This is a genomic window from Zavarzinella formosa DSM 19928 (assembly GCF_000255705.1).
Taxonomy (GTDB): Bacteria; Planctomycetota; Planctomycetia; order Gemmatales; family Gemmataceae; genus Zavarzinella; species Zavarzinella formosa.
The window spans coordinates 592487-612748 of the sequence record NZ_JH636442.1; the positions used below are offsets into that span (position 1 = coordinate 592487).

The following is a 20262-nucleotide window of genomic DNA, read 5'->3' on the forward strand; positions in this document are numbered from 1 at the left end:
TCAGGTCGGCCCGCGTCAGTTTCAACTCGGCGAGGTTGTCGTGAAAGGTCGGGTTGTTCCAGAGGGCGAGCATCACCGCGTGGTCGAGGGTGAGCGGTTGCGCTTCGGTCAACCCCTGCGGATAGATGACTTCGTTCACGCCCGTCGGCGTCGGCGGTTGGGCGTCATAGCCGAAGCGGCTTTGCACCACCCCGTCCACTTGCGACTCGCCTCCGTCCGGGGACATCGTGTGACATCCGCCGAGGAAGAGGCTTCCGCACAAGAACGCCGATAATCGCCGTTGACGTTTCATGCCTTGGTCATCGGTTGACATCTCGAACCGAGTTGAGCGATTTCACCGGTCGTGCCGTGCTCAACATCGCCGATTCTAAACCATGAGCAAGGACGTGAAATAATCCCGCTCCGGAAAGCCGAAATGCGGAAAATCAAGCTCTGTTGAAGGAGCGTCACATCATTTTTCGGCTAACCAGAACCATAGGCATTTGCAACAAACTGGCGTGAAGATAAGCCGGAATTTACAATCTGCTTATCGCGGTCTTAATGAGTTAAGGTCATTTCCCCGGTAGTCTGGCGATTTCCGGGGTTTTGCACGGAACGATCCTTCTCGAAATTCAAACGCGGACCGCCTTTAATCCCTTCGTTCTCAGCACCGGATTGGCGTTGGCTGAGATCGTTTCGTGGATGAATCGCAATTTGTCGAGCACCGGCGGGGAGATAACGAAAGGGTAACCATCCGGCAGGCCGATGCCGCGGTTGAGATTGTTCAGCACATAGGTAAGCGGATACCAGTTGTTCACCATCACTTGGAAGGAATCCGGTTGTTTGCCGACCGGGATGGCTGTCGCCTTCATTTTGGGTTCGTCGCTGCGGGCCGGTTTCAAATGGAGGCCGCAGTCGGAGGCAGTTTCCAGCGCGTCTGACATATGCAAGTAGTGAGCCCATGATTCGGCCCAGTCTTCCCACGGGTGGGCGGTGGCATAGGTGCTGATGAATCGTTCGTTCCAGTCGGCCGGTGCGCCGTCCTTGTAGTGTTTCTGCAAGGCTTCGCCGTAGTCGGCCCGCTCATCACCGAAGAGATGCCGATAGGCTTCGAGACGGGGCGAGTCCTTAATCAACTGATCCCAATAATAATGGCCGATTTCGTGCCGAAAATGGCCCAACAGGGTGCGATACGGTTCGTGCATCGCATGGCGGCGTTTCTCCCGTTCGGAGTCGTCGGCCTCGGCAATGTTGATGACAATCTTTCCATTGTCGTGTCCGGTGAGAACGGGTTCGGCATCCGGCGTGCCCGGTTCGGGGTCTGAGAGGAACTCGAAGGAGAGGCCGGTTTCCGGTTCTTCCAGTCGGCCGGTGATTGGCAACTTGAGGGCCAGCAGCGTGTAGATCAACCGGCGTTTGGCGGTTTCCAGTTTGTACCACGCTTCTTTCTTGCCCGGTTCGTTCAAGTTCGGGATCACTTGCGTCAGCCGGCACGAAATGCACAAGGGATTGGAATCATCGGAGTCCACGGCCCAATTGCAGACCTGATGTTCCGTGTAGTTGGCGCAGAGCCGATATCGGGCTTTGTTGTTTTTGGCGTCGGGTTTTCGCCACAATCCATCTTCGGCTTCCTCAAGGGAACCGATTTGCATTTCATCCGGCAGGAAAGCCAGCAGGTGGCCGCATTTGACGCACTGGACGTTTTCAAAAAACACCACTTGGCCGCAGTGATCGCAATGGTCAGTCTTCATCGGATTCTTTCGTTCTCTTGAGCAATCAACTTCCCAAACCGCGTGAATAAACGGGGTTGGGGACGAGTTTTGGTTATTGCGACAACATTAACGCAATAACTGTGCCGCTATTTCAGAAGAGAAGAAAGGTGTTCAAAAATCCGTGATTGGAAAATTTGTGTGCTGATAGGTGAAAGCGAGGTATCCCCCGCTTTGAAATTAACCTCTGGGGTGGAAGAGTTTGTGCATCTGCTTGAGCCGGTTGCGGTCCACATGGGTGTAGATTTGAGTGGTGCCAATGCTGGCGTGGCCGAGCATTTCCTGAACAGCCCGCAGGTCGGCGCCGCCGGAGAGCAAGTGAGTGGCGAAACTGTGCCGGAGGGTGTGCGGGCTGGTTTTGCGGTGCAATCCGGCCCGTTTGACATATTTTTTGACGATGGACCACAGAATCTCGCGGTCCAGTTTCTTTCCGGCGCGGCTCAGAAAGACGTATTCGCTGGGAGTGGCCATCACGGACCCGGTTCGGGTTTCCCCAAGATACACCCGCAGGGCGGCGATGGCCTTCGAGCCTAACGGCACAATCCGCTGCTTGCTTCCCTTGCCGGTGCATTTGCAGAACATCGCGTCAAGATATACATCGGCCACTTTCAGCCCGACGACCTCGGACGCCCGGCAACCGGTGGCGTACATCGTCTCCAGGATCGCCCGATCCCGCAGGAAGAATCGGTCCGAAGGCACGGGGGCCGCCAGCAGTTTTTCCACGGACTCCGGGGACAGCACCTGTGGGATGCGTTCCCACAAAGCGGGCGAACTCAGCAATTCCACCGCCGCCGGATCGGCCCGTTCTTCCAGCTTGAGAAAGCGGTAAAGCATCTTCAACGAGACAAGATGCCGGGCCATGCTGGCGGGAGCCAGTTTTTCATCCCGCATGAACGAGATGTAATCGGCCAATTCCCCCAGCGTCGGCTTGCGGAAGTTCTTCATCTGGCCGGCCACGAACCAATCGGCATATCGTTGCAGATCGTGGGCGTAAGAGATGATGGTGTTCTCCGCCATTCCCCGCTCGGCCTGTTGGTAATGCTTGAACGCGAGGATTTCATCTGTGAGTTCGGCGAAGTCGGTCATCGGTGTCTTTCAAGTTTGATGCGTCGTATGACCAATCAAGATTCATTCACTTGCCTGAAAGCATGGAACAGAATCGATCCGGTCATTGGTTGTTGGCGATGGCTCGCAATGCCGGTCTTAGCCCGGCCACGGCTTTCGCCCGGTGGCTCAATGCCTGTTTGACCCGCAAGGAAAGTTCGCCGAAGGTCTGGTGAAACTCGGGAATGAGGAACAGCGGATCGTAACCGAAACCGCCGGTTCCGCGTGCGTCCGTCAGGATTACGCCGTTGCAACGGCCTTCCGAAACGGCTTTGACCTCTCCGTCCGGGGCCGCCAGAATGGCGACGCAGACGTAGTAAGCCGCCCGGCGGTCGGCGGGGAGCGGGGCCAGTTCCGCGAGCAACTTCTTGTTGTTGGCGGCATCGTCGCCGTGCGTCCCGGCATAGCGGGCCGAGTAGACCCCCGGTCGTCCCTTCAGGGCGGGAACGACCAAGCCGCTGTCCTCGGCCAGTGTCCATTGCCCGGTGGCTTTCGCGTAGGCGACGGCCTTGAGCCGGGCGTTTTCCTCGAAGGTAGTGCCCGTTTCTTCCACATCCTCCACGGACATGAACGAATCGAGGTTGACCACCTCGAAGGGAAGATCTTTCAGCAAGTCGCTGAGTTCAACCAGTTTCTTTTTGTTGTGCGAACCAATCACCAGCCGGGGCATAACCCACCTCCGCTTCCAATGTTGCTGAAGCGGAAAGCCATGTCAACGGAAGTCCGGGTGGGTAGTCCTTTTCGATGGGTGAAACAGAACCGATGATGCCGAAAATGAGGCGTGTGGTTGTTGTGAGCGGGAATCCGTCGGCGGTTGATCCACCAATCGGTTTGGGCGGACTTTGCGGCCGCGTCACTTTCCCCGGCGAGAACAACCATGAAAATCGTCATCCCCGGCGGGACCGGACAGATTGGCCAAATCCTCACGCGAGCATTCGTGGCCGCCGGTCATGAGGTGGTGATCCTGAGCCGAACCGTCTCGCCTTCGGCCGTTCGGGTGGTGGCGTGGGATGCCATTAATTCCGGCGAATGGGAACGAGAGATCGACGGGGCTGATGTTGTCGTCAATCTGGCTGGGAGAAGCGTCAATTGCCGTTATTCGGCAGCGAATCGCCGGGACATCATGGAGTCGCGGGTGAATTCCACTCGGGCCATCGCCAAGGCGATGGCCGGGGCCGTTCGGCCGCCGAAAGTCTGGTTGCAATCCAGCACGGCCACCATTTACGCGCACCGTTACGATACCCCGAATGACGAGACCACGGGCCTCATCGGCGGGGATGAGCCAAATGTGCCCGGCACTTGGCGATTCAGCACTGATGTGGCCAAGGCGTGGGAATCGGCTGCCTCCGAGATTCCGCTGCCCCGCACGCGAACCGTACTCATGCGGACGGCGATGGTGATGAGTCCCGACCGCGATGGTGTCTTTGACGTGCTGGCAGGCCTTGTCCGCAAGCGGCTTGGCGGCACCAATGGCAATGGTCGGCAGTTTGTTTCTTGGATTCACGACCACGACTTCACGCGGGCGGCGCTATGGCTGATTGACCGGGATGATTTGAGCGGCCCTGTGAATCTTTGTTCGCCGAACCCGTTGCCGAATGCAGAATTCATGCGGATTTTGCGACAGGCCGCCGGCATCAAGATCGGTCTTCCGGCAACCAAGTGGATGTTGGAACTCGGAGCCATCTTCCTGAAAACGGAAACCGAGTTGATTTTGAAAAGCCGCCGGGTTGTTCCGGGCCGGTTGATGGAATCGGGCTTCCGGTTTGAATTTCCAGAATGGGCCAATGCCACGCGAGATTTGTGGGGCAGATATTTGGCGGGTGGAAAAGATTAATCACAAAGGTCACACAAAGTCTCACCAAGAAGAATTGATTTGATTTTCTTTGTGAATCTTCGTGTGACCTTTGTGACTTTGTGGTTCGTCTTCTCGGTCAAACCTTTTCCACTTTGCTGTTCTCATCCACGGCGATGCTGGAGAGTTCACCGTTTTCTTTGGTGAAGTGCAGCACGGGGACGATCACGTCGTCCTCCGGAACGCGGTCGGTGGTCACGCCCGTGGCCAGGTAATTGAGGCCGCGAAACGTGCCGTTGACCGTGGTGGTCCAGAGGCGCCGGCCAACGCGAACGGTTTGCGTCAGTCGGATTTTCTGGCCTTCAGTCAGCGATCGCAGCGTGTCGATCATGGCCGGAGTCAGCTTCCGGGTTGACGAAGAGACGGTGGTTGGATTGCTCATGCCTTGGGCCCTTCTGTGAGTGAACCGCGAACCAGCGCGATCCGGCCGGTGCGGGACAATTCAATGATGCCATAGGGCCGCATCAGTTCGATGAACGCCTCGATTTTGCCTTCGGTGCCGCTCACTTCGATCACCAGCGTGTCATGGGTGATGTCAACCACGCGGGCACGGAACATCTCAACCATCAGGGAAATCTCAACCCGTTGCTGGGCGGATGATTTCACCTTGATGAGCATCAAATCCCGTTCGACGAAATCTTCGGACGAAATGTCCATGACGCGGACGACGGTGACGACCTTGCCTAGCTGCTTGCGAACCTGTTCGAGTTCGGAGTCATCCCCGCGGACGACGAAGGTCATCCGGGCCATCTCCGGGACTTCGGTGGCGCCGACAGCAAGGCTGTCGATGTTGAAGCCGCGGGAGGCGAGCATGCCGGAAATTTGGGCCAGCACGCCGGGTTGATTTTGCACCACCGCCGAAAGAACGTGTCGCATGAAGAGTCTCTTCTCTCCCAAGGGAGCGGAAACGGATCAGCAGAAATCTTAGCGAACAAACGAAGAACGACGAATCCTTCCGAATTCGGAAGGTGGAATTCAACCAAGACGAGGGCGGCCGGCCGTTTTGGGTTCGGTCAATCATTGGAATGGTTACCCGTGAAGGGAGTGATCAGACAAAGGAGCCTCCGTGATCAAATACCGCCTTGAAGGATGTCAGAATTTCTTGAGAGTCTACGGAGTGATTTGGTCGTAAGTGGTTTTGAATAAAGAATTTGAAACGACAGATCGAAATTCGCCGGTCTGTCGGCCATCACCCATGTCTTCATGTTCCTAATTTGGAAACGGTTCTCATACAATGGCTCACATCCATCAATCACTATTTGCAGGGCTTTCCCGTGGCACGCAACGATGATGATTTTGAAGAAGAGGACCGTCCTCGCAAACCCCGCCGTCGCGATGACGACGAACCAGAAGACCGTCCCCGAAAATCCCGCCGCCGGGATGACGATGATGAACCGGAAGACCGTCCTCGCAAATCCCGTCGCCGTGATGACGACGATGATTTGGACCGACCTGATCGCGCTCCCAAGAAGGGCAGCAAGTTGCCGTTGATCTTGGGCATTCTGGCCTTGGTGCTGATATTGCTTTGTGGAGGCGGCGGTTACGGGATTTACTACGTCATCTCAAAAGCGAAGGATAAGTTGGGGGACGCAGGCGAACGGTTGACGATCTCGAACAATCTGAAACAAATTGGTCTCGGGATGCACAATTATGAAACTGTCAACAGCGGCTTTCCGACCAATTCTTTTGATGCGAATGGAAAGCCTCTCCTGAGCTGGCGTGTTCACATTCTGCCATATGTGGAAGAGCAGGGTCTTTATCAACAGTTTCGATTGAACGAACCTTGGGATAGCCCCAACAACAAGCCGCTGCTTTCCCGGATGCCGAAGGTGTATGCCACTTGGGCCGAGCGAACCGGCAAAGTTCCGATGGGCAGCAAGACGTATTACCGTGGTTTCTCCATGTCCGGAGCCATGATGGAACCCAAAATGGCCAACCAACCGCAGAATGGCAAACTGGATTTTGGAAACCCGTTTGGCGCTCCCAAGGGGCCGCGGATGATGAATGTCTCGGATGGCCTTTCAAACACGTTGTTGTGTGTGGAAGCCGGGGAGTCTGTGGATTGGACCAAACCGGACGATTTGTCTTGGGCTCCGGGGCAACCCATGCCATCCTTCGGCGGTGACCGGAAAAATTCCGATGTGTTTATTGCTCTCTTCGGCGACGGTTTTGTGAAACCAGTAAAGAAAACCATTTCCTCGGAGCAATTGAAGGCTGCGATCACCTATGCCGGAAACGAAAAGGTGTTCTTGGACTGACTTTGAAGAGTTTTGATGGCTAACAACGACGATATCGAGGCGGATCATCTTCCGCCTCTCCGTGACGAACCGGATGATCTGCCCACGCATCCGGTGCGGATCCGGCAGGTGCGGCTAAGGCCCGGCCTCTTCATTGGGCCGATTATTCTCTTGCTGGCCTTTGTGGGGTTGTTGGCGCTCGGTGGAATCAGAAGAGTTCAGTCGAGAACTGACCGGATGGTGATTCAGGGGAATTTCAGCCAGATCATTTTCGCGGTCGAACTCTTTCACGATGCTCATGGCCGATTTCCGGCGAACACCTTCGACGCGAACGGCCAGCCTTTGCTAAGCTGGCGGGTTCAACTCTTGCCATACATCGAAGGAGAGGAACTCTATCAGAAATTTCACTTCGATGAACCGTGGGACAGCCCCAATAACCGGCCGTTGCTTGATGAAATGCCCCACATCTTTGGGTCGCCAAATGCCCGCTCGGCGACCGAACGCGAAAACCGAACATTTATTCGCGCTTTCTCCACCCAGGGGGCCGCAATGGAACGCATCCCTTTGGAACGGGGCCAAAAACGACCGAATGGCCGAATCCGGCTTGACCTCGGATTCAACGAAGTTCTCGACGTGCGATCCGAAACCATTTTCATGATCGAGGCCGGGGAGTCTGTCGAGTGGACCAAGCCGGACGATTTGACATGGGACATCGGCCAGCCGATTCCTTCCCTCGGCGGGGACCGGAACACGAACGAGTTTCAAGCGGCTTTCGTGGACGGCAAGGCGCGAACTCTTAAGAAGAGCATCACGCCGGGGCAACTCAAAGCTCTCATCACCATCGCCGGTGGCGAACCAGTGCGGATCGAAGACCTCATCAAGTGATATTTTTCAGGAAACTCGCATGCCTAATGAAGATGAATTTGAAGACCGACCCCGTCGCTCACGCCGGGATGATGAATTTGAAAACGAACCTCGAAGGCCTCGCCGGGACGGCGAGGATGACCGACCCGCTCGTCCGGCCAAAAAGAGCAACCTGTTTCTGATTTTGGGCATTGTCGCCGCCGTGCTGATCGTCCCGTGCTGCGGCGGCGGTTTCTATATGCTGCTTAACGGCGTCCAAAGCGTCCGCACGGCCGCCAACCGAATGAAACTCAGCAACAATTTCAAGCAGGTTGGTTTGGGCGTGAGTAATTACGAATCGACATATGCTTATTTGCCAACCAACACGTACGATGCGAACGGCAAGCCGCTTCTCAGTTGGCGGGTTCATATTTTGCCCTACATCGAGCAAAACAATCTCTATAGCCAGTTCAAACTCGACGAGCCTTGGGACAGTCCCAACAATCGTCCTTTGTTGGACCTGATGCCCGCGATTTACGGACGGGTGGGGGACAGTTCCCCGTCTGTTCGAGGAAATCGCACATATGTGCGTGCGTTCGCCACGCCGGGGGCTGTCATGGAAAGGATTCCGCCAGAGCGATACATGCGTCGCGGCAATCTTCAGCCCCGGCCCGCGTATGGGCTTGATGAAATCAGCGATGGCGCGTCAAACACCATTTTTTGCATTGAGGCGGGTGAGTCGGTGGAATGGACGAAACCCGATGATTTGACTTGGGACATCGGTCAGCCACTGCCGGCTTTGGGCGGTGACAGGGGCACGAATGAATTTATCGTGGTTCTTTCGGATGGTTTTGTGCGACCGTTTAAAAAATCCATCGCCCCGGAACAACTCAAGGCTCTCATCACCATTTCCGGTGGTGAAAAAGTGAATGTCGAAGACCTCATCAAGAAGTGATTTATTCAGGAAACTTCCATGGCCAGAGATGACGAATTTGACGATGACCGTCCCCGCCGCCCGCGCCGTCGGGATGATGACGATGATCCCCGGCGATACGACCGCGGGGGGCCGCCAAAGAAAAGCAATGCCGCCATGATTGTCGGCATCATTTGCTCCACGGTGTTGCTGATCTGCGGCGGGGGGATCACCGCCGCGTGGATCGGCTGCAACCGGGCGGTCAACAAGTTGAAGGAGGCGGGCGAAAATATCATGAAAGACGCCCAGCTGAACATGAACAAAAGCGAGGCCATCGAGACCTCGGAAGGCTTGAAGGAACTGGGAAGGCAACTGGATAATTTTGAAAAAACGAACGGATTCTTCCCGGCTGATTCTTACAACGCCGCCGGCAAACCGCTCTTGAGCTGGCGGGTTCATCTGCTGCCGTTTCTGAACGAAACGGATCTTTACAACAAGTTCAAAAAGGACGAACCGTGGGACAGCCCCGCCAACCGGCTTCTGCTGAAGGAAATGCCCGATGAATACGCCACATCGGCCTCGCGGGGCAAGGCTGGGAACGAGAAGACTTATTTTCGCGGGTTTTCGAGTGCGGGAGCGATGTTCGAGCGATTGGGGCCGCCGAATGCGAACCTTCCCCGAGGTCGAATGGTTACCGGGGTGACGGATGGCACAAGCAACACCATCATGGTGTTTGAGGCGGGCGACCCGATCGAATGGACGAAGCCGGACCAACTGGACTTCGGCCCCGGAAAATCGCCCCCTGCGGTTGGCGGAATCAGCCCGCAGAATCCGTTCTTTCTTGTGTTGATGGCGGACGGCAGTGTCAGGAAAGCCCGTCGTGACATCAATCCCAACACTTTCCGGGCACTGGTCAACGGAACGGATGGAATCATTGTCAAGGACTTGTGGGAAAGCCCCTGACAAGTCTGTGAGAGGGTTCAGGTTGTCGGCTCGCCATAATGGGCCATTTTCAACCACTCAAAATCGCTGCGCATTTGCCCAAAATCATCAGGCGACCCCTTTGTTTTGCCGGGGGTTTTGAAAAATAGTGTTCAGTTGGCCCACTGTTTTTGACCACTTTTGGGGTGTCCAACTGTTCAGAAATGGTCGCCGGAGGGCTGTTTTTCACCGTTTTCGGTCACTTTTAAGGTCGATTTTGACCGGTTTCGAAATCCGAAAACTCGAAGCCCTGTAGCCTCATCTCCCCAACGCATCCGCGATTCTGACCACCTCGCTCGGCAGCGGCGTTCGTCGAAAACGATAAATGTTGGCGTTCACGGCGGCCGTTTCTTCGTCGAGGTTGAACTGGTCCGAGATGCCGAGGATGAACTGGTTTGGGTAATGGGATTGCAGGCGGACATAATGGGCCTCGGCATCCGTTTTTCGCCAGAAGCCCAGTAGTTCGACGTAAATCACCTGCCCGGATTTGGCGTGGATGAGCGTGAAATCGGGAACCCAGAAATGATTGCCCAACGCCATCACTTGGGCGTCGGCTGACAGAGTCCAGTCTGTGGAGAGTTTGGCGAAACTCTCGGCAAACATGGTGATTTCCGGCGGTGTGTGATCGCCGTAATCCACCAGATGAGATCGAAGCCCGTCGGATGAGTCCAGCCGGAATTCCTTCTCCTTCCGTTGCGGCCCCCATTTCACCTCGGCGGCCAGCGAGAAGCGTTTGCACAGCAGAAGGGTCGGCAGGAAGATAGCCAGTTGCACCCCGTATTTTTGAGTGGAGCTAAACAAGCTCAGGGGGCCGTCGAGGGTGATTTCGTAAGCATCACGCCCGGCGTGGGTGATGGTTCCGATCAACCGGTGGAACTTGATCGCCCGGAAGAGGTGCCGATAGCGAGCCTGTGATTCCCCTTCGATTCGCACGACCACCCGCGACGACCGCAATAGCGCCGCCTGGGCCAGCGCGACGTTGTACCGATGGATGAGTTGCAATGGCGTGATATCGGCGAATTTCGTCACCCGTTGCTCGGCCTTCAAATCCGCGAAGATGGCGAGATCCACCAGTTCCGGCGTGGTGGAGAGATGCAGGCCGACGGCTTCCAGGATCGCCTGACGGTCGAAAGGGCGCCCCGAAGTGCGTTGACGGGCGGCTTCCAAGAACACTTGTTCCCGCACGGATGCCGGGTCTTGCTCGGAATCGACCTCGAATTCGCAACGATCTTCCAGCAGTTTCGCCAACCCCTGCTGAACCAGTTGGGAGGGTAAATCGCCGACGACTTCGGCCAGTTCCTGCTCAATCTCCTCGCGAGAACGACCGGGAAACGTGCGAAACAATTCCAGCAACGTTGTGGCGGTTTCCTGCCAGACAGGGTCCATCACATCGAGATACTGCGGAATGAGCCGATTCCGCACCATCCGCACACGAACATGTTTGCCGGTCAGCATGGGATGCAAAACTCACTGGAAGGCATGGTGCTGGCGACGGCGTTCACTGGAGAATTCCTCGCTCGTTCCCTTGGCGACGATCTCGTACAAGATGGCGTGCTTGTCGGTTTGCTTCCGCAACAGACGGCCCAACCGCTGGACGTTCTCCCGGATGGTGCTGGTGCCGGAAAGCACAATGCCCACATTTGCAGCCGGGACGTCCACGCCCTCGTTGAGAACCTGACTGGTGACGACCACCGGATATTCCCCGGAGTGGAAGCGTTCCAAAATCTGTTTCCGCTCGCGGGCCTTGGTTTGATGCGTGATCGGCGGCACCAGATACTGGCGGGCGATTTTGTAAACCGTCGCATTGTCGGCGGTGAAGATCAGAATTCGGTCTTTGGCGTGGGTGAGGAGCAGTTGCTCCAGCGTTTGCAGTTTTGCCTCGGCCGCCCGTTCGAGTTTCTTTTGCTCGCGGAACGCCTGAAACGCCACCCGACCCTCGGCGCTGCGGCTGGCCTCGAAGATGAACCGCTGCCAGCCGTTCGGCCCGCCAAGGCTGATGTTGCGATCCAAAATGAACTGGCGATACGTTTCTCGGGCGGTCTGGTAACGTTGTTGTTCGTCGGCCGTCAATGACACATAAATTCGCCGGGTTTCGTAGTCGGCCAGAAAGTCCCCCGAGAGTTCCTTGATCTCCCGCCGGTAGACTGTCGGGCCGATCAATCCCTCGTACTGGCTTTCCTGTCCGTCGGCCCGTTCCGGTGTGGCGGTCAACCCGAGCCGATACGGGGCAATCGAACCGACGGCGGCCATCGCATACGTTGGCCCCGGCAGGTGATGGCATTCATCGAACACCAACAGGCCGAACTTGTTGCCCCAACGATCCAAATGGATGTATGCGGAATCGTAGGTCGTCACCGTCAGCGGTTGGATGTCGTACTCGCCGCCGCCCATCAGCCCGATGGTTCCGCCGAAGGCTTTGGAGAGTTCAAAGTGCCATTGGTTCAGTAGGTCGATGGTCGGGGTGATGACGAGCGCCGGACGCTGTGATTTTTGAATCGCCAGCATGGCCGTGAACGTTTTGCCGGTTCCGGTGGGCAGCACCACCACGCCGCGCCCGCGTGATTTCCACCAGACATCGACCGCCTCTTGTTGATGGGGAAACGGCACCCGTGTGCTTTGCATGCTCCAGGCGGCGACTTGGTAGTTTCGGGCCTGATCGGCGTAAGGAATCTTGTGGGTCAGCAAATGTTCGACGATGGCCCGGTAAGCCCGCCCCTCGGCCCGCTCCGTCCGAGTGCGGGGGTCGAAGGAAACGCCCGGCAATTGTGAACGAACGTCCGCGTCACCATCGCTGACGATGATCGTGCCGCCGTCGAATTTCAACTGGATCGGTTCGGGCATGAGAACCTACCGTTGGGCTGGCCACATGGGATTTGGAATAACACTCACTGATTGTTCTGGAAGAACGGCTTCAAATCAATCTTGGTGAGGGGGATTTCCGTCGCCGATTTGGTTCCAGTCCCCTTGGAGACGTGAACCGTGAGGGCTTTCGGCTCGAAAATCATCGACTGAACCGTGTGATTGTCCTGATGGACTTCCCCCAAGGCTGTGAACACTTCTTTGACGCCGAGTTTCTGTTTCCCGGTCTGGATGGCTTCGAGTTTGGGATAGCGATCACATTTTTTGGTCAGACTCAGTTCGTCTGTGCGGAAATGATTTGTGCAGCAACAGACATCTTGAATGGCTGATCGGCGAACCACGTTCTTCGGTGTGACTTCCAGCACGCAGGACGATTTCGGATCGCATAGCGTCAGGCAGAACCAAGTCGTGCGGTCGGCTTTCTTCAATATCGCCTCGGCTTCGTCGATGGTTTTGCATTCCTCCAAAATGCGACGAAAGAGCATCATCATCGGTGTTCCCGTGATGTTTCGCCCGGTGGATTTGTCCTTGCTCTCGGTGATTTCATTGATGGCCAGAGACAATCCGGCTTCGTTCATCCCTGAGAGGCAGCCGATCAGCACCGGGAAGGTGACGGCGGCAAAAGCCTGCTTGCCCTTGGGTTTGAAGACGATCACAGAAGTGAATTCCGGCAGTCCCTCAAAAGGGGGCCAGTCGAGATTGCGCCCGAACAGCGGGCCTTCTGTCTGGCTGCGGTTTGGCTCGACGACCAATGTGGAACAGCCGCCGAGTTTGGCCAGGTCAGGGATGGCATTCAAGGCAGTCAACAAGTTCTTGTCAACGCCCGCGATCTTGGCGGCCGTCGAGACTTCCTTTTGCTGATCGGCCGGGAAGTTGATGAACACCAAGCCGGACAATTTGACCATCGTTGGGAAAACCTTCTCCCAACCGATTTGAACCATGTATTTGTCCACCCGGCCAATGAGCGGTTTGGCCGGCTTCAACACGAGTTCGCCATACTGCGTGCCAATTTCCTCGGGCGTCCCTTGCAGGACGATCACCAGGAACCCGTTCACATAAGAAACTTTTCCCTTGCCGGATGTGGCTTCCGGGTACAGTTTGTCCTGCCCGGCGGCAAACCCGGCGAAGAGGATGAGACCCAGAATCGCAAACCTTGCGAACATGCGTGTTTCCTCCTGAAAAAGTCACTCTTCGGAGTTGGATGTCGTCCGGCCGGTGGCCACGTCGAACTCGCTCAACAGTGGCACGAGCATCGCCGAGATGGTGAAGCCAAACGCCGCCCCAACCACCAACAGCGGGATGAGCGGGTCGGCCGATTCCCGCGAACCGGGCTTGGCGATCAGGATATTGACCACCGAGTAAAACATGGCGAACGGGCAGAGAATCGACGAGAGGCTCAAGGCCGCCGACGGCCGGTCGGCGCTCAACACCCACCACAATCCGCCGATCCCCAGACAGATGAAGGCGCTAAAGCTCAGAAGTTGATTCCCCAGACTGCCGCCGTTGATGACGATGAGGTAAATGCTCACGATGGTCCCCACGGAAAGGAAGAACACCGTGCCAAGCGTGTTCACTACCGCCAGCCGGGAATTTTCAATCCGCAGGGAGACGTGCAACCCCAACACCATCACAAAGGCGATGATGACGGCAAACGCCATCAACACGCATAGCATCGGCCCGAAATTCTTCGCAAAACTCGCATCACCATCACGCGAGTAGGCCATCACACCGATGATGGCGTAATAGATCGTCAGCAAGCCCAGCGGCAGGATGAATTCCTTCGTGTTGTACAACACGCCTCCGAGTTTCCCGAAGACAAACTCTCTGGGGTCCAAGTCGGTGACCAGCAACAGGTCGAGGGCCTTGCCGTCCCGCTCCGAAGTGATGGAGGTCGCCGATTGGGCGCTGATGAGTAGCAAACTGAGAATCGCCGCCGGGACGAGGCCGTAAGCGGCGGCGAACTCCGGGCGTTCACCGCCGCGATTGAGTTCGCTGATGGCAAAATACACGATGAGGGCGGTCACCAAGCCGTAAGCCAGTTTCACCAAGACCGGCCGTCGCCCGTAGGCATAGGTGCAGATTTCCCGCCAGAGGATCGGGTTCTTCCAAACATCGCGGGCCTTGCCGGGCGCTGCATGGGCTTTTGCCCGGTCCTTCATCTCGGCTTCCGCATCTTCGGGGGCTTCCCGTTGCTGGACGGGTTCGCCGCTCGGGTTCCATCTTCGCAGTTTGAACACCCCCAACCCAGTGAGAGCCAGGCCGAAGAAGAACATGAAGACCGTGAAGCCGTAAGCCGGATGAACGATCATTCCCTCCGACGGGGGTTCCAGCACGAACAGCATGGCCGAGTAGGGTTCAAGCCAAGCAATCAACACTGTTGCTTGCTCGGTGGAGACAAACAACCGGGCCAGCAATCCGGCCCCTTGGGCGACGAAGAGGTAAAACACAATGGCCAGCACCGCGAGGGCGAGGGCTTGAAACGTGCGATCCCGCCATAAGGCGACCAACGCCCCAAGAGAACCGGCCGCGAAGGAGGTGGCCGCCAAAACAAGAATGGTTTGGATGACTTGCGTGCCCGATACTCCGCCAAGCAATAGAAGCATGGAGAAAAAGGGCACGGTGACGCCGAACAGAATGACGATGGGCAGCAGACTGCCGAGCATCTTTCCCAGCACAATTTCGTAGTCACGCATGTCCGTGAGCAGCAACAACAGAAAAGTGCGGCGATCCTTCTCCTGCGCGACCGTGCTGGCGGCCGAGAGGGCTGAAAAGAACAGCAGCAGCGTGAGTTGCACGTAACTGGCGATCTGGAACAGCAGCAAGCCAAAACGGGCGGTTTCGCCCAGGGCGGCGTCTTTGGTGAACCCGACGGTTGCCTGCCAGGCCGTGATGCCGATGACCCACAAAAGGGCCAGCGAGGCCAGCCGGATGGCATGATGGCGTTCGCGCCGGGGAACCGTCAGGAATTCCCGGTTAAAAATCGGACCCAGCACGCCTACCCCCGCATCTCGGAAAGAATACCTATGATGTACCGAAGGTGTCGCAGGGCCGACAGACCCGCTTCCTTGGAATCCCGAACCGCACAGACCACCGGATGAAGTTCCTTTTGATCGCCGTCCACGGACTGAACACCCATTGGCCGGGACCATACGGAAACGAATGGACGCTCACCCCGCAATTCGACGCCTTGGCGGCCGAATCCTTCGTCTTCGATCATCATTTCTGTACGCGGCCCACCCCGGCCGGGTTCCGACAATCCTGGCAAACCGGCGGTCAGTCGGGAACGGACTTGCTGGCTGAACTCAATGTCCGGGGCATTCACACACTCTTCTTGAATCACACGCCGCAATCACCCGGCGAAACCAAGTCCCTGTGGTCATTGGCTCGTCAGGCCGCGAAGTCGCTCATCGACGTACCCGATTGGTTCGTAATGGTGGAAACGGCCCAACTCTTGCCGCCTTGGAATGTGAAGAAGGAAACCTTCCAGCAATTGGCGAAACACTCCGAATTTAACAAGGAAGATGAACCGCTGGTCCCGTTGACCGATCCGGCGTTCGGCGAATATCCCCCGGACGACCGCGAATGGGAACGGCTTCGCCTGAGTTTCGCCTGTCAACTGGAGGAACTTGACCGGGACATCACCCTCATCCGCAGGTCGTTTTTTCCCAAATTGGATAGCGATGCAGTCACGGTGGTGACCGGAACCCACGGCCTGGCCCTCGCCGAACATGGTTACGTTGGTCCGCATCCGGATTGCGTTTATTCGGAAGATGTTCACGTCCCGTTGCTAATCCACTCCTCGGCTTCCCGGCTGGCCCCGCGGCGAATATCCCAATTCACCACCCATGACGACCTTCACGGGGCGATCCGACAGGCGTTTGGCTTGGGGACAGAAAACTCCTTACTGAATCCCGTTGTGTTTTCAGGCCGGCCGAACATCCTTGCTGAACGATGTATGCCATCCGGGATTGCCCGTTATTTCCGCATCCCGGAATGGAGTTACGTCCTTCCCGTCGGGGTGCCGACGGATGAGGGGAAGTTATTCGCCCAACCGGATGATCGCTGGGAGACGATGAATCTCGCCCAAACCCAACCGGGGCCGGTGGAGGAGATCACCAACATGCTCAAAGAACACCTTGTCAGGGAGACACCAACATGAGCACTGTCCGCGATGTGGATGAATCGACGACTGACCCGCGAGTCCAGGCCGTCTATCGGGACATCATGGAGACCAAGAAGATCGACCGCGTCCCCAACCTTTGGCGAGCATTGGCCACCAACCCGGAACATCTGGAATTGGTCTGGTCCCGGCTGAAAGCCATCATGAAACCGGGCAAACTGGACATGCTGACCAAGGAGATCATCGCCCTGGCTGTGTCAGCCACAAACGGTTGCGCCTACTGCATCAACTCCCACACGGCCGCCGTCCAAAAACTGGGGTTGGACGAAGAAGGATTGGGTGAGGTGATGGCCGTCGTCGGCTTGTTTAACACCACTAATACGCTGGCCGAGGCCTATCAAGTGGAACCGGATATCCTCCCGGTGGCCGTGCGGGAACGTCAGTTAAAAGCGGCCAAGCCGGTGAAGAAGACGCCGAAGAAGCGGTAGATTTGGCATTAATGAGAAGGTGTGTTCGCATAGGCAGAGCGTTTTCCGAAGTTCTGACGAGACAACTGAATATTTCGATTGACCGATTCCGCACGAATCGCTTACAATCTTCACATTACATTCATGTCATTTGAAATTTGTCCGAACATGGCATTTGGAGCAAACCCATTTGCCTGCGACTGAAACCCTCAAGTCTTTTCCATTGATTTTTTCTCAAGGTACGGTTCATGAAAAATCCTCGTAAACCTCGTTCAGGATTTACCCTGATCGAACTGCTGGTGGTGATCGCGATCATCGCCATCCTCATTGGCCTCCTGTTGCCCGCTGTGCAAAAGATCCGGGAAGCCGCCAACCGGATGAAATGCACCAACAATTTCAAACAGTGGGGCCTGGCCATGCACGGCCACCACGATGTCAACGGCGCCCTTCCCCCCGGCGGAACCAGCAGTCCCCGGCACACGTGGGTGCCTTGCTTGTGGCCCTACATCGAACAGACTGCTTTGGCGACCCAATATGGCAGTGTGGATGTTCAACAGTTTTACCTGGCGCCCAGTGTCAACCAGAATGCCACGACCGGGCTGTCGACTCAAAAGATTTCCATGTACTATTGCCCCAGTGATCGTCCGAACGCCATTTGGACGGGCGACTCGTACTATCGGGCACGTTCCAATTACATGGTGAATTGGGGAAACAAATACTCGAATTCCTCCGGATCGACGCTGGATGCTCCGTTTGGCCACATGGGGGGCAATCAGGCAACACCCCAAAAGACGCCCTTTAGCTCTATCACGGACGGGCTTTCCAACACGTTGTTGATGTCGGAAATCATCATGGCCAAAGCCGACGGTGATTTCATCACGCACGGAGACGTGTTCAACGACGATATCAGCGGTTGCGGCTTCATGTTCATGACGATCAACACTCCGAACAGCGGCACGGATGCGATGGGCTATTGCACCAATTCCAACGATCCGGCCGCCCCTTGCGTGAACAATTCCTCCCCTTACCAAGTGGCGGCCCGAAGCCGGCACACGGGCGGGGTGAATGCGTTGCTTGGCGACGGCTCGGTCCGGTTTGTCCGGAGCGCGATTGCCAGCGGGATTTGGTCTGCGTTGGGCACGATGAGCGGCGGTGAAGTCGTTGGGAATTTTTAATAGATCGTATTCACGATAACCGTAATTGCTTTGTTCGCAAGCACTTGTGAAATATGATAAATATTCGGCGCAAACATTTGTCACACAAGGGTTTAACGACGATTTTCTTGGTTATCGTGAATAGGGTCTAATACCTAACAGTGGCAAATCCGTGGATTAACCAGTCGGTAAACCCACGGATGACTCTCCCCAAAAAACACTCTCATCGTCGGACATCAAATCATGCGGTTACATGTGTTCCGAATCGGCCGTTTGGCGGCGGTTGTTGCGTTGATTTTTCTCATTCCCGCTTGCGGGTCTTCCGGGCCATCCGTGGCCAAAATCAAGGGGAAGGTGACACTTGACGGCCAGCCGTTGGCCGAGGGGTTGGTGAATTTTCGGCCGGTTGGTGATGATGCGCCGACCGCCAGCGGCATCGTGAAGAACGGCGAATTCACCGCCGAAGTGCCGGTGACCAAAATGCGAGTGTCCATCTCGGCGTCAAAAGTCACCGGACAGCGGAAGGCTTACAATACCCCGGACAGCCCGTTGGTGGACATTGTCACTGAAATCATCCCCGCCAAATACAATTCCAAGTCTGAACTGGTTCACGACATCAAACCGGACACCAAGGAATTGAATTTTGAACTGATCTCCGATCCGGCCCCCGGTAAAAAGTGACTTGTTTAGTCGGAGAATGCTCTCGGCCAAGTTGAACGAAATCAGCTGGGCGAGAGGCAAGGGCATGGAATTTGCTTGGTGCATTTTGGATTGAATCATCTTGTCAGGCCCTCTAGAATCCACACAACTCTCCTGATACTTCGGCGCAACCAGATTAATGCCCCCTCACATCTTTCGGTTGTCTGTCGATTGACCTGCCCAATCCAATCATGATTCTTTTACAGGTGTTCTAGATGAAGAAAGTCCGCCAAAGCCGGTCTGGGTTCACGCTCATTGAATTGTTGGTGGTGATTGCGATCATTGCCATCCTCATTGGCCTGCTTCTGCCGGCCGTGCAAAAGATCCGCGAGGCCGCCAACCGGATGAAATGCACCAACAATTTCAAACAGTGGGGCCTGGCCATGCACGGCCACCACGATGTGAATTCCGCTCTTCCCCCCGGCGCGACCAACTCACCGCGGCACACATGGGTTCCACACTTGTGGGCTTACGTCGAGCAGACGGCGTTGGCCACTCAGTACGGAAATGTCGACGTGCAACAGTTTTACAATGGTCCCAGTGTTAATCAGAATGCGACGACGGGCCTTTCTGCTCAAAAAATTCCGCTGTACTACTGCCCGAGTGACCGGCCAAACGCCCTCTGGATGGGTGATCCATACTATCGGGCACGAGGAAACTATGTGGTTTGTTGGGGCAATAAATCCGTTCCCTTTTCAGGGACAATTGCCGACGCGATTTTTGGGTTCACGGGTGGAAACGCGGCCACGCCTCAACGAACACCTTTCAGTTCGATCACCGATGGCTTGTCGAACACATTGATGATGTCCGAACGACTGATCGCCAAGGGGGATGCCGACTCGAATTCCAACGGTGACTTTTTCAACGATGACCCGGCGTACATTGGCTTCGCCTTTATGACCCTCAGCACGCCAAACAGCGGGACAGACACGATTATCTGCAACAATGCGGATGTGGCCGCCCCTTGCACGGGTGGTTCGCCCACTCAAGCGGCCGCTCGCAGTCGTCACACAGGCGGGGTGAATGTGTTGTTGGGCGACGGTTCTGTTCGGTTTGCCCGGAATTCGATTGCGATCGGCGTTTGGAATAGCCTCGGCACCATGAGCGGTGGCGAAGCCGCAACGGACTTCTAATCAGCGATTCGCCTCGCTTGTGAGTTCCGATTTTTCAATGACCGAAGTTCATGAGCAAAACACCGGAATCCGGTATGATTGTTGATGAATCTCGGTTGTTGTTTTGTTTGGGGATGTCACGGTTCAAGCGGAATTCCGAACAGTCCGCTTCC

General features: G+C 56.2%; 19 protein-coding genes and 1 pseudogene. 10 read left to right on the top strand and 10 right to left on the bottom strand.

All coding sequences use genetic code 11. From position 1 onward, the window contains the following. From BGIM_RS64960 to rdgB, 4 genes and pseudogenes are all read right to left on the bottom strand, one after another. Window positions 1-292, bottom strand: a pseudogene (locus tag BGIM_RS64960) (TolC family protein); the annotation flags it as partial. 319 nt (window positions 293-611) lie between these two features. Next, window positions 612-1730 carry a zinc-binding metallopeptidase family protein gene (locus BGIM_RS0123695; RefSeq protein ID WP_020472208.1) on the bottom strand — a complete coding sequence of 373 codons (1119 nt, stop codon included), beginning with the start codon at window positions 1728-1730 and terminating at the stop codon, window positions 612-614. A gap of 198 nt (window positions 1731-1928) precedes the next feature. Further along, entirely contained in the window at window positions 1929-2834 is a 906-nt protein-coding gene (gene xerD, locus BGIM_RS0123700) for a site-specific tyrosine recombinase XerD (protein WP_020472209.1), read from the bottom strand. An 82-nt stretch (window positions 2835-2916) separates the two neighbouring features. Continuing rightward, window positions 2917-3522 (bottom strand): RdgB/HAM1 family non-canonical purine NTP pyrophosphatase, encoded by a 606-nt coding sequence (gene rdgB / locus BGIM_RS0123705; RefSeq protein ID WP_020472210.1) that lies wholly within the window; start codon window positions 3520-3522, stop codon window positions 2917-2919. Window positions 3523-3729: 207 nt separating this feature from the next. On the opposite strand from rdgB, the gene BGIM_RS0123715 reads away from it, so the two are divergent. Continuing rightward, complete coding sequence (locus tag BGIM_RS0123715; RefSeq protein WP_020472212.1) at window positions 3730-4686, top strand: TIGR01777 family oxidoreductase; 957 nt, start codon at window positions 3730-3732, stop codon at window positions 4684-4686. Between the two features lie 97 nt (window positions 4687-4783). On the opposite strand, the gene BGIM_RS0123720 is transcribed toward BGIM_RS0123715, so the two are convergent. Both BGIM_RS0123720 and ilvN read right to left on the bottom strand, forming a co-directional pair. Continuing rightward, entirely contained in the window at window positions 4784-5086 is a 303-nt protein-coding gene (locus BGIM_RS0123720) for a hypothetical protein (protein WP_020472213.1), read from the bottom strand. Then, window positions 5083-5580 carry an acetolactate synthase small subunit gene (gene ilvN / locus BGIM_RS0123725; RefSeq protein ID WP_020472214.1) on the bottom strand — a complete coding sequence of 166 codons (498 nt, stop codon included), beginning with the start codon at window positions 5578-5580 and terminating at the stop codon, window positions 5083-5085. The genes BGIM_RS0123720 and ilvN overlap by 4 nt, the downstream gene beginning before the upstream one ends. A 398-nt stretch (window positions 5581-5978) precedes the next feature. Here ilvN and BGIM_RS58125 point away from each other — a divergent pair, with 398 nt between their 5' ends. From BGIM_RS58125 to BGIM_RS0123745, 4 genes are read left to right on the top strand one after another with little or no spacing between them, the layout of a single operon-like run. Beyond that, window positions 5979-6962, top strand: coding sequence for a DUF1559 family PulG-like putative transporter (locus BGIM_RS58125; protein ID WP_193789009.1), 984 nt, complete (start codon window positions 5979-5981; stop codon window positions 6960-6962). Window positions 6963-6977: 15 nt separating this feature from the next. After that, entirely contained in the window at window positions 6978-7826 is an 849-nt protein-coding gene (locus BGIM_RS0123735) for a DUF1559 family PulG-like putative transporter (protein WP_020472216.1), read from the top strand. Between the two features lie 19 nt (window positions 7827-7845). After that, on the top strand, window positions 7846-8739 hold the full coding sequence (locus tag BGIM_RS52070) for a DUF1559 family PulG-like putative transporter (RefSeq protein WP_020472217.1): 894 nt from the start codon (window positions 7846-7848) through the stop codon (window positions 8737-8739). An 18-nt stretch (window positions 8740-8757) separates the two neighbouring features. Beyond that, on the top strand, window positions 8758-9660 hold the full coding sequence (locus BGIM_RS0123745; RefSeq protein ID WP_020472218.1) for a DUF1559 family PulG-like putative transporter: 903 nt from the start codon (window positions 8758-8760) through the stop codon (window positions 9658-9660). A gap of 276 nt (window positions 9661-9936) precedes the next feature. Here the strand turns inward: BGIM_RS0123745 and BGIM_RS0123750 are convergent, their stop codons facing one another. Genes BGIM_RS0123750 through BGIM_RS0123765 form a run of 4 tightly spaced genes read right to left on the bottom strand, consistent with a single transcriptional unit; the run spans window position 9937 to window position 15530 of the window. Next, entirely contained in the window at window positions 9937-11133 is a 1197-nt protein-coding gene (locus BGIM_RS0123750) for a DUF790 family protein (RefSeq protein WP_020472219.1), read from the bottom strand. A gap of 12 nt (window positions 11134-11145) precedes the next feature. Beyond that, window positions 11146-12519, bottom strand: coding sequence for a DEAD/DEAH box helicase family protein (locus tag BGIM_RS0123755; protein ID WP_020472220.1), 1374 nt, complete (start codon window positions 12517-12519; stop codon window positions 11146-11148). Between the two features lie 44 nt (window positions 12520-12563). Further along, a complete protein-coding gene (locus BGIM_RS0123760) occupies window positions 12564-13700 on the bottom strand; it encodes a C45 family autoproteolytic acyltransferase/hydolase (RefSeq protein ID WP_020472221.1) in 1137 nt (378 codons plus the stop codon). Window positions 13701-13721: 21 nt separating this feature from the next. Beyond that, window positions 13722-15530 carry an ABC transporter permease gene (locus tag BGIM_RS0123765; protein ID WP_020472222.1) on the bottom strand — a complete coding sequence of 603 codons (1809 nt, stop codon included), beginning with the start codon at window positions 15528-15530 and terminating at the stop codon, window positions 13722-13724. 101 nt (window positions 15531-15631) lie between these two features. On the opposite strand from BGIM_RS0123765, the gene BGIM_RS0123770 reads away from it, so the two are divergent. The 5 genes from BGIM_RS0123770 (at window position 15632) to BGIM_RS0123790 (ending at window position 20110) form a co-directional block, all read left to right on the top strand. Continuing rightward, entirely contained in the window at window positions 15632-16696 is a 1065-nt protein-coding gene (locus tag BGIM_RS0123770; RefSeq protein WP_020472223.1) for an alkaline phosphatase family protein, read from the top strand. After that, the gene (locus BGIM_RS0123775) at window positions 16693-17145 is read left to right on the top strand and encodes a carboxymuconolactone decarboxylase family protein (protein ID WP_020472224.1); all 453 of its coding nucleotides are present in this window, start codon (window positions 16693-16695) and stop codon (window positions 17143-17145) included. Before BGIM_RS0123770 ends, BGIM_RS0123775 begins: the two co-directional genes overlap by 4 nt. A gap of 227 nt (window positions 17146-17372) precedes the next feature. Next, window positions 17373-18299, top strand: coding sequence for a DUF1559 domain-containing protein (locus tag BGIM_RS0123780; protein ID WP_020472225.1), 927 nt, complete (start codon window positions 17373-17375; stop codon window positions 18297-18299). Between the two features lie 222 nt (window positions 18300-18521). Next, entirely contained in the window at window positions 18522-18959 is a 438-nt protein-coding gene (locus BGIM_RS0123785; RefSeq protein WP_020472226.1) for a hypothetical protein, read from the top strand. 233 nt (window positions 18960-19192) lie between these two features. After that, window positions 19193-20110, top strand: coding sequence for a DUF1559 domain-containing protein (locus BGIM_RS0123790; protein ID WP_020472227.1), 918 nt, complete (start codon window positions 19193-19195; stop codon window positions 20108-20110). Window positions 20111-20262: the final 152 nt, after the last annotated feature.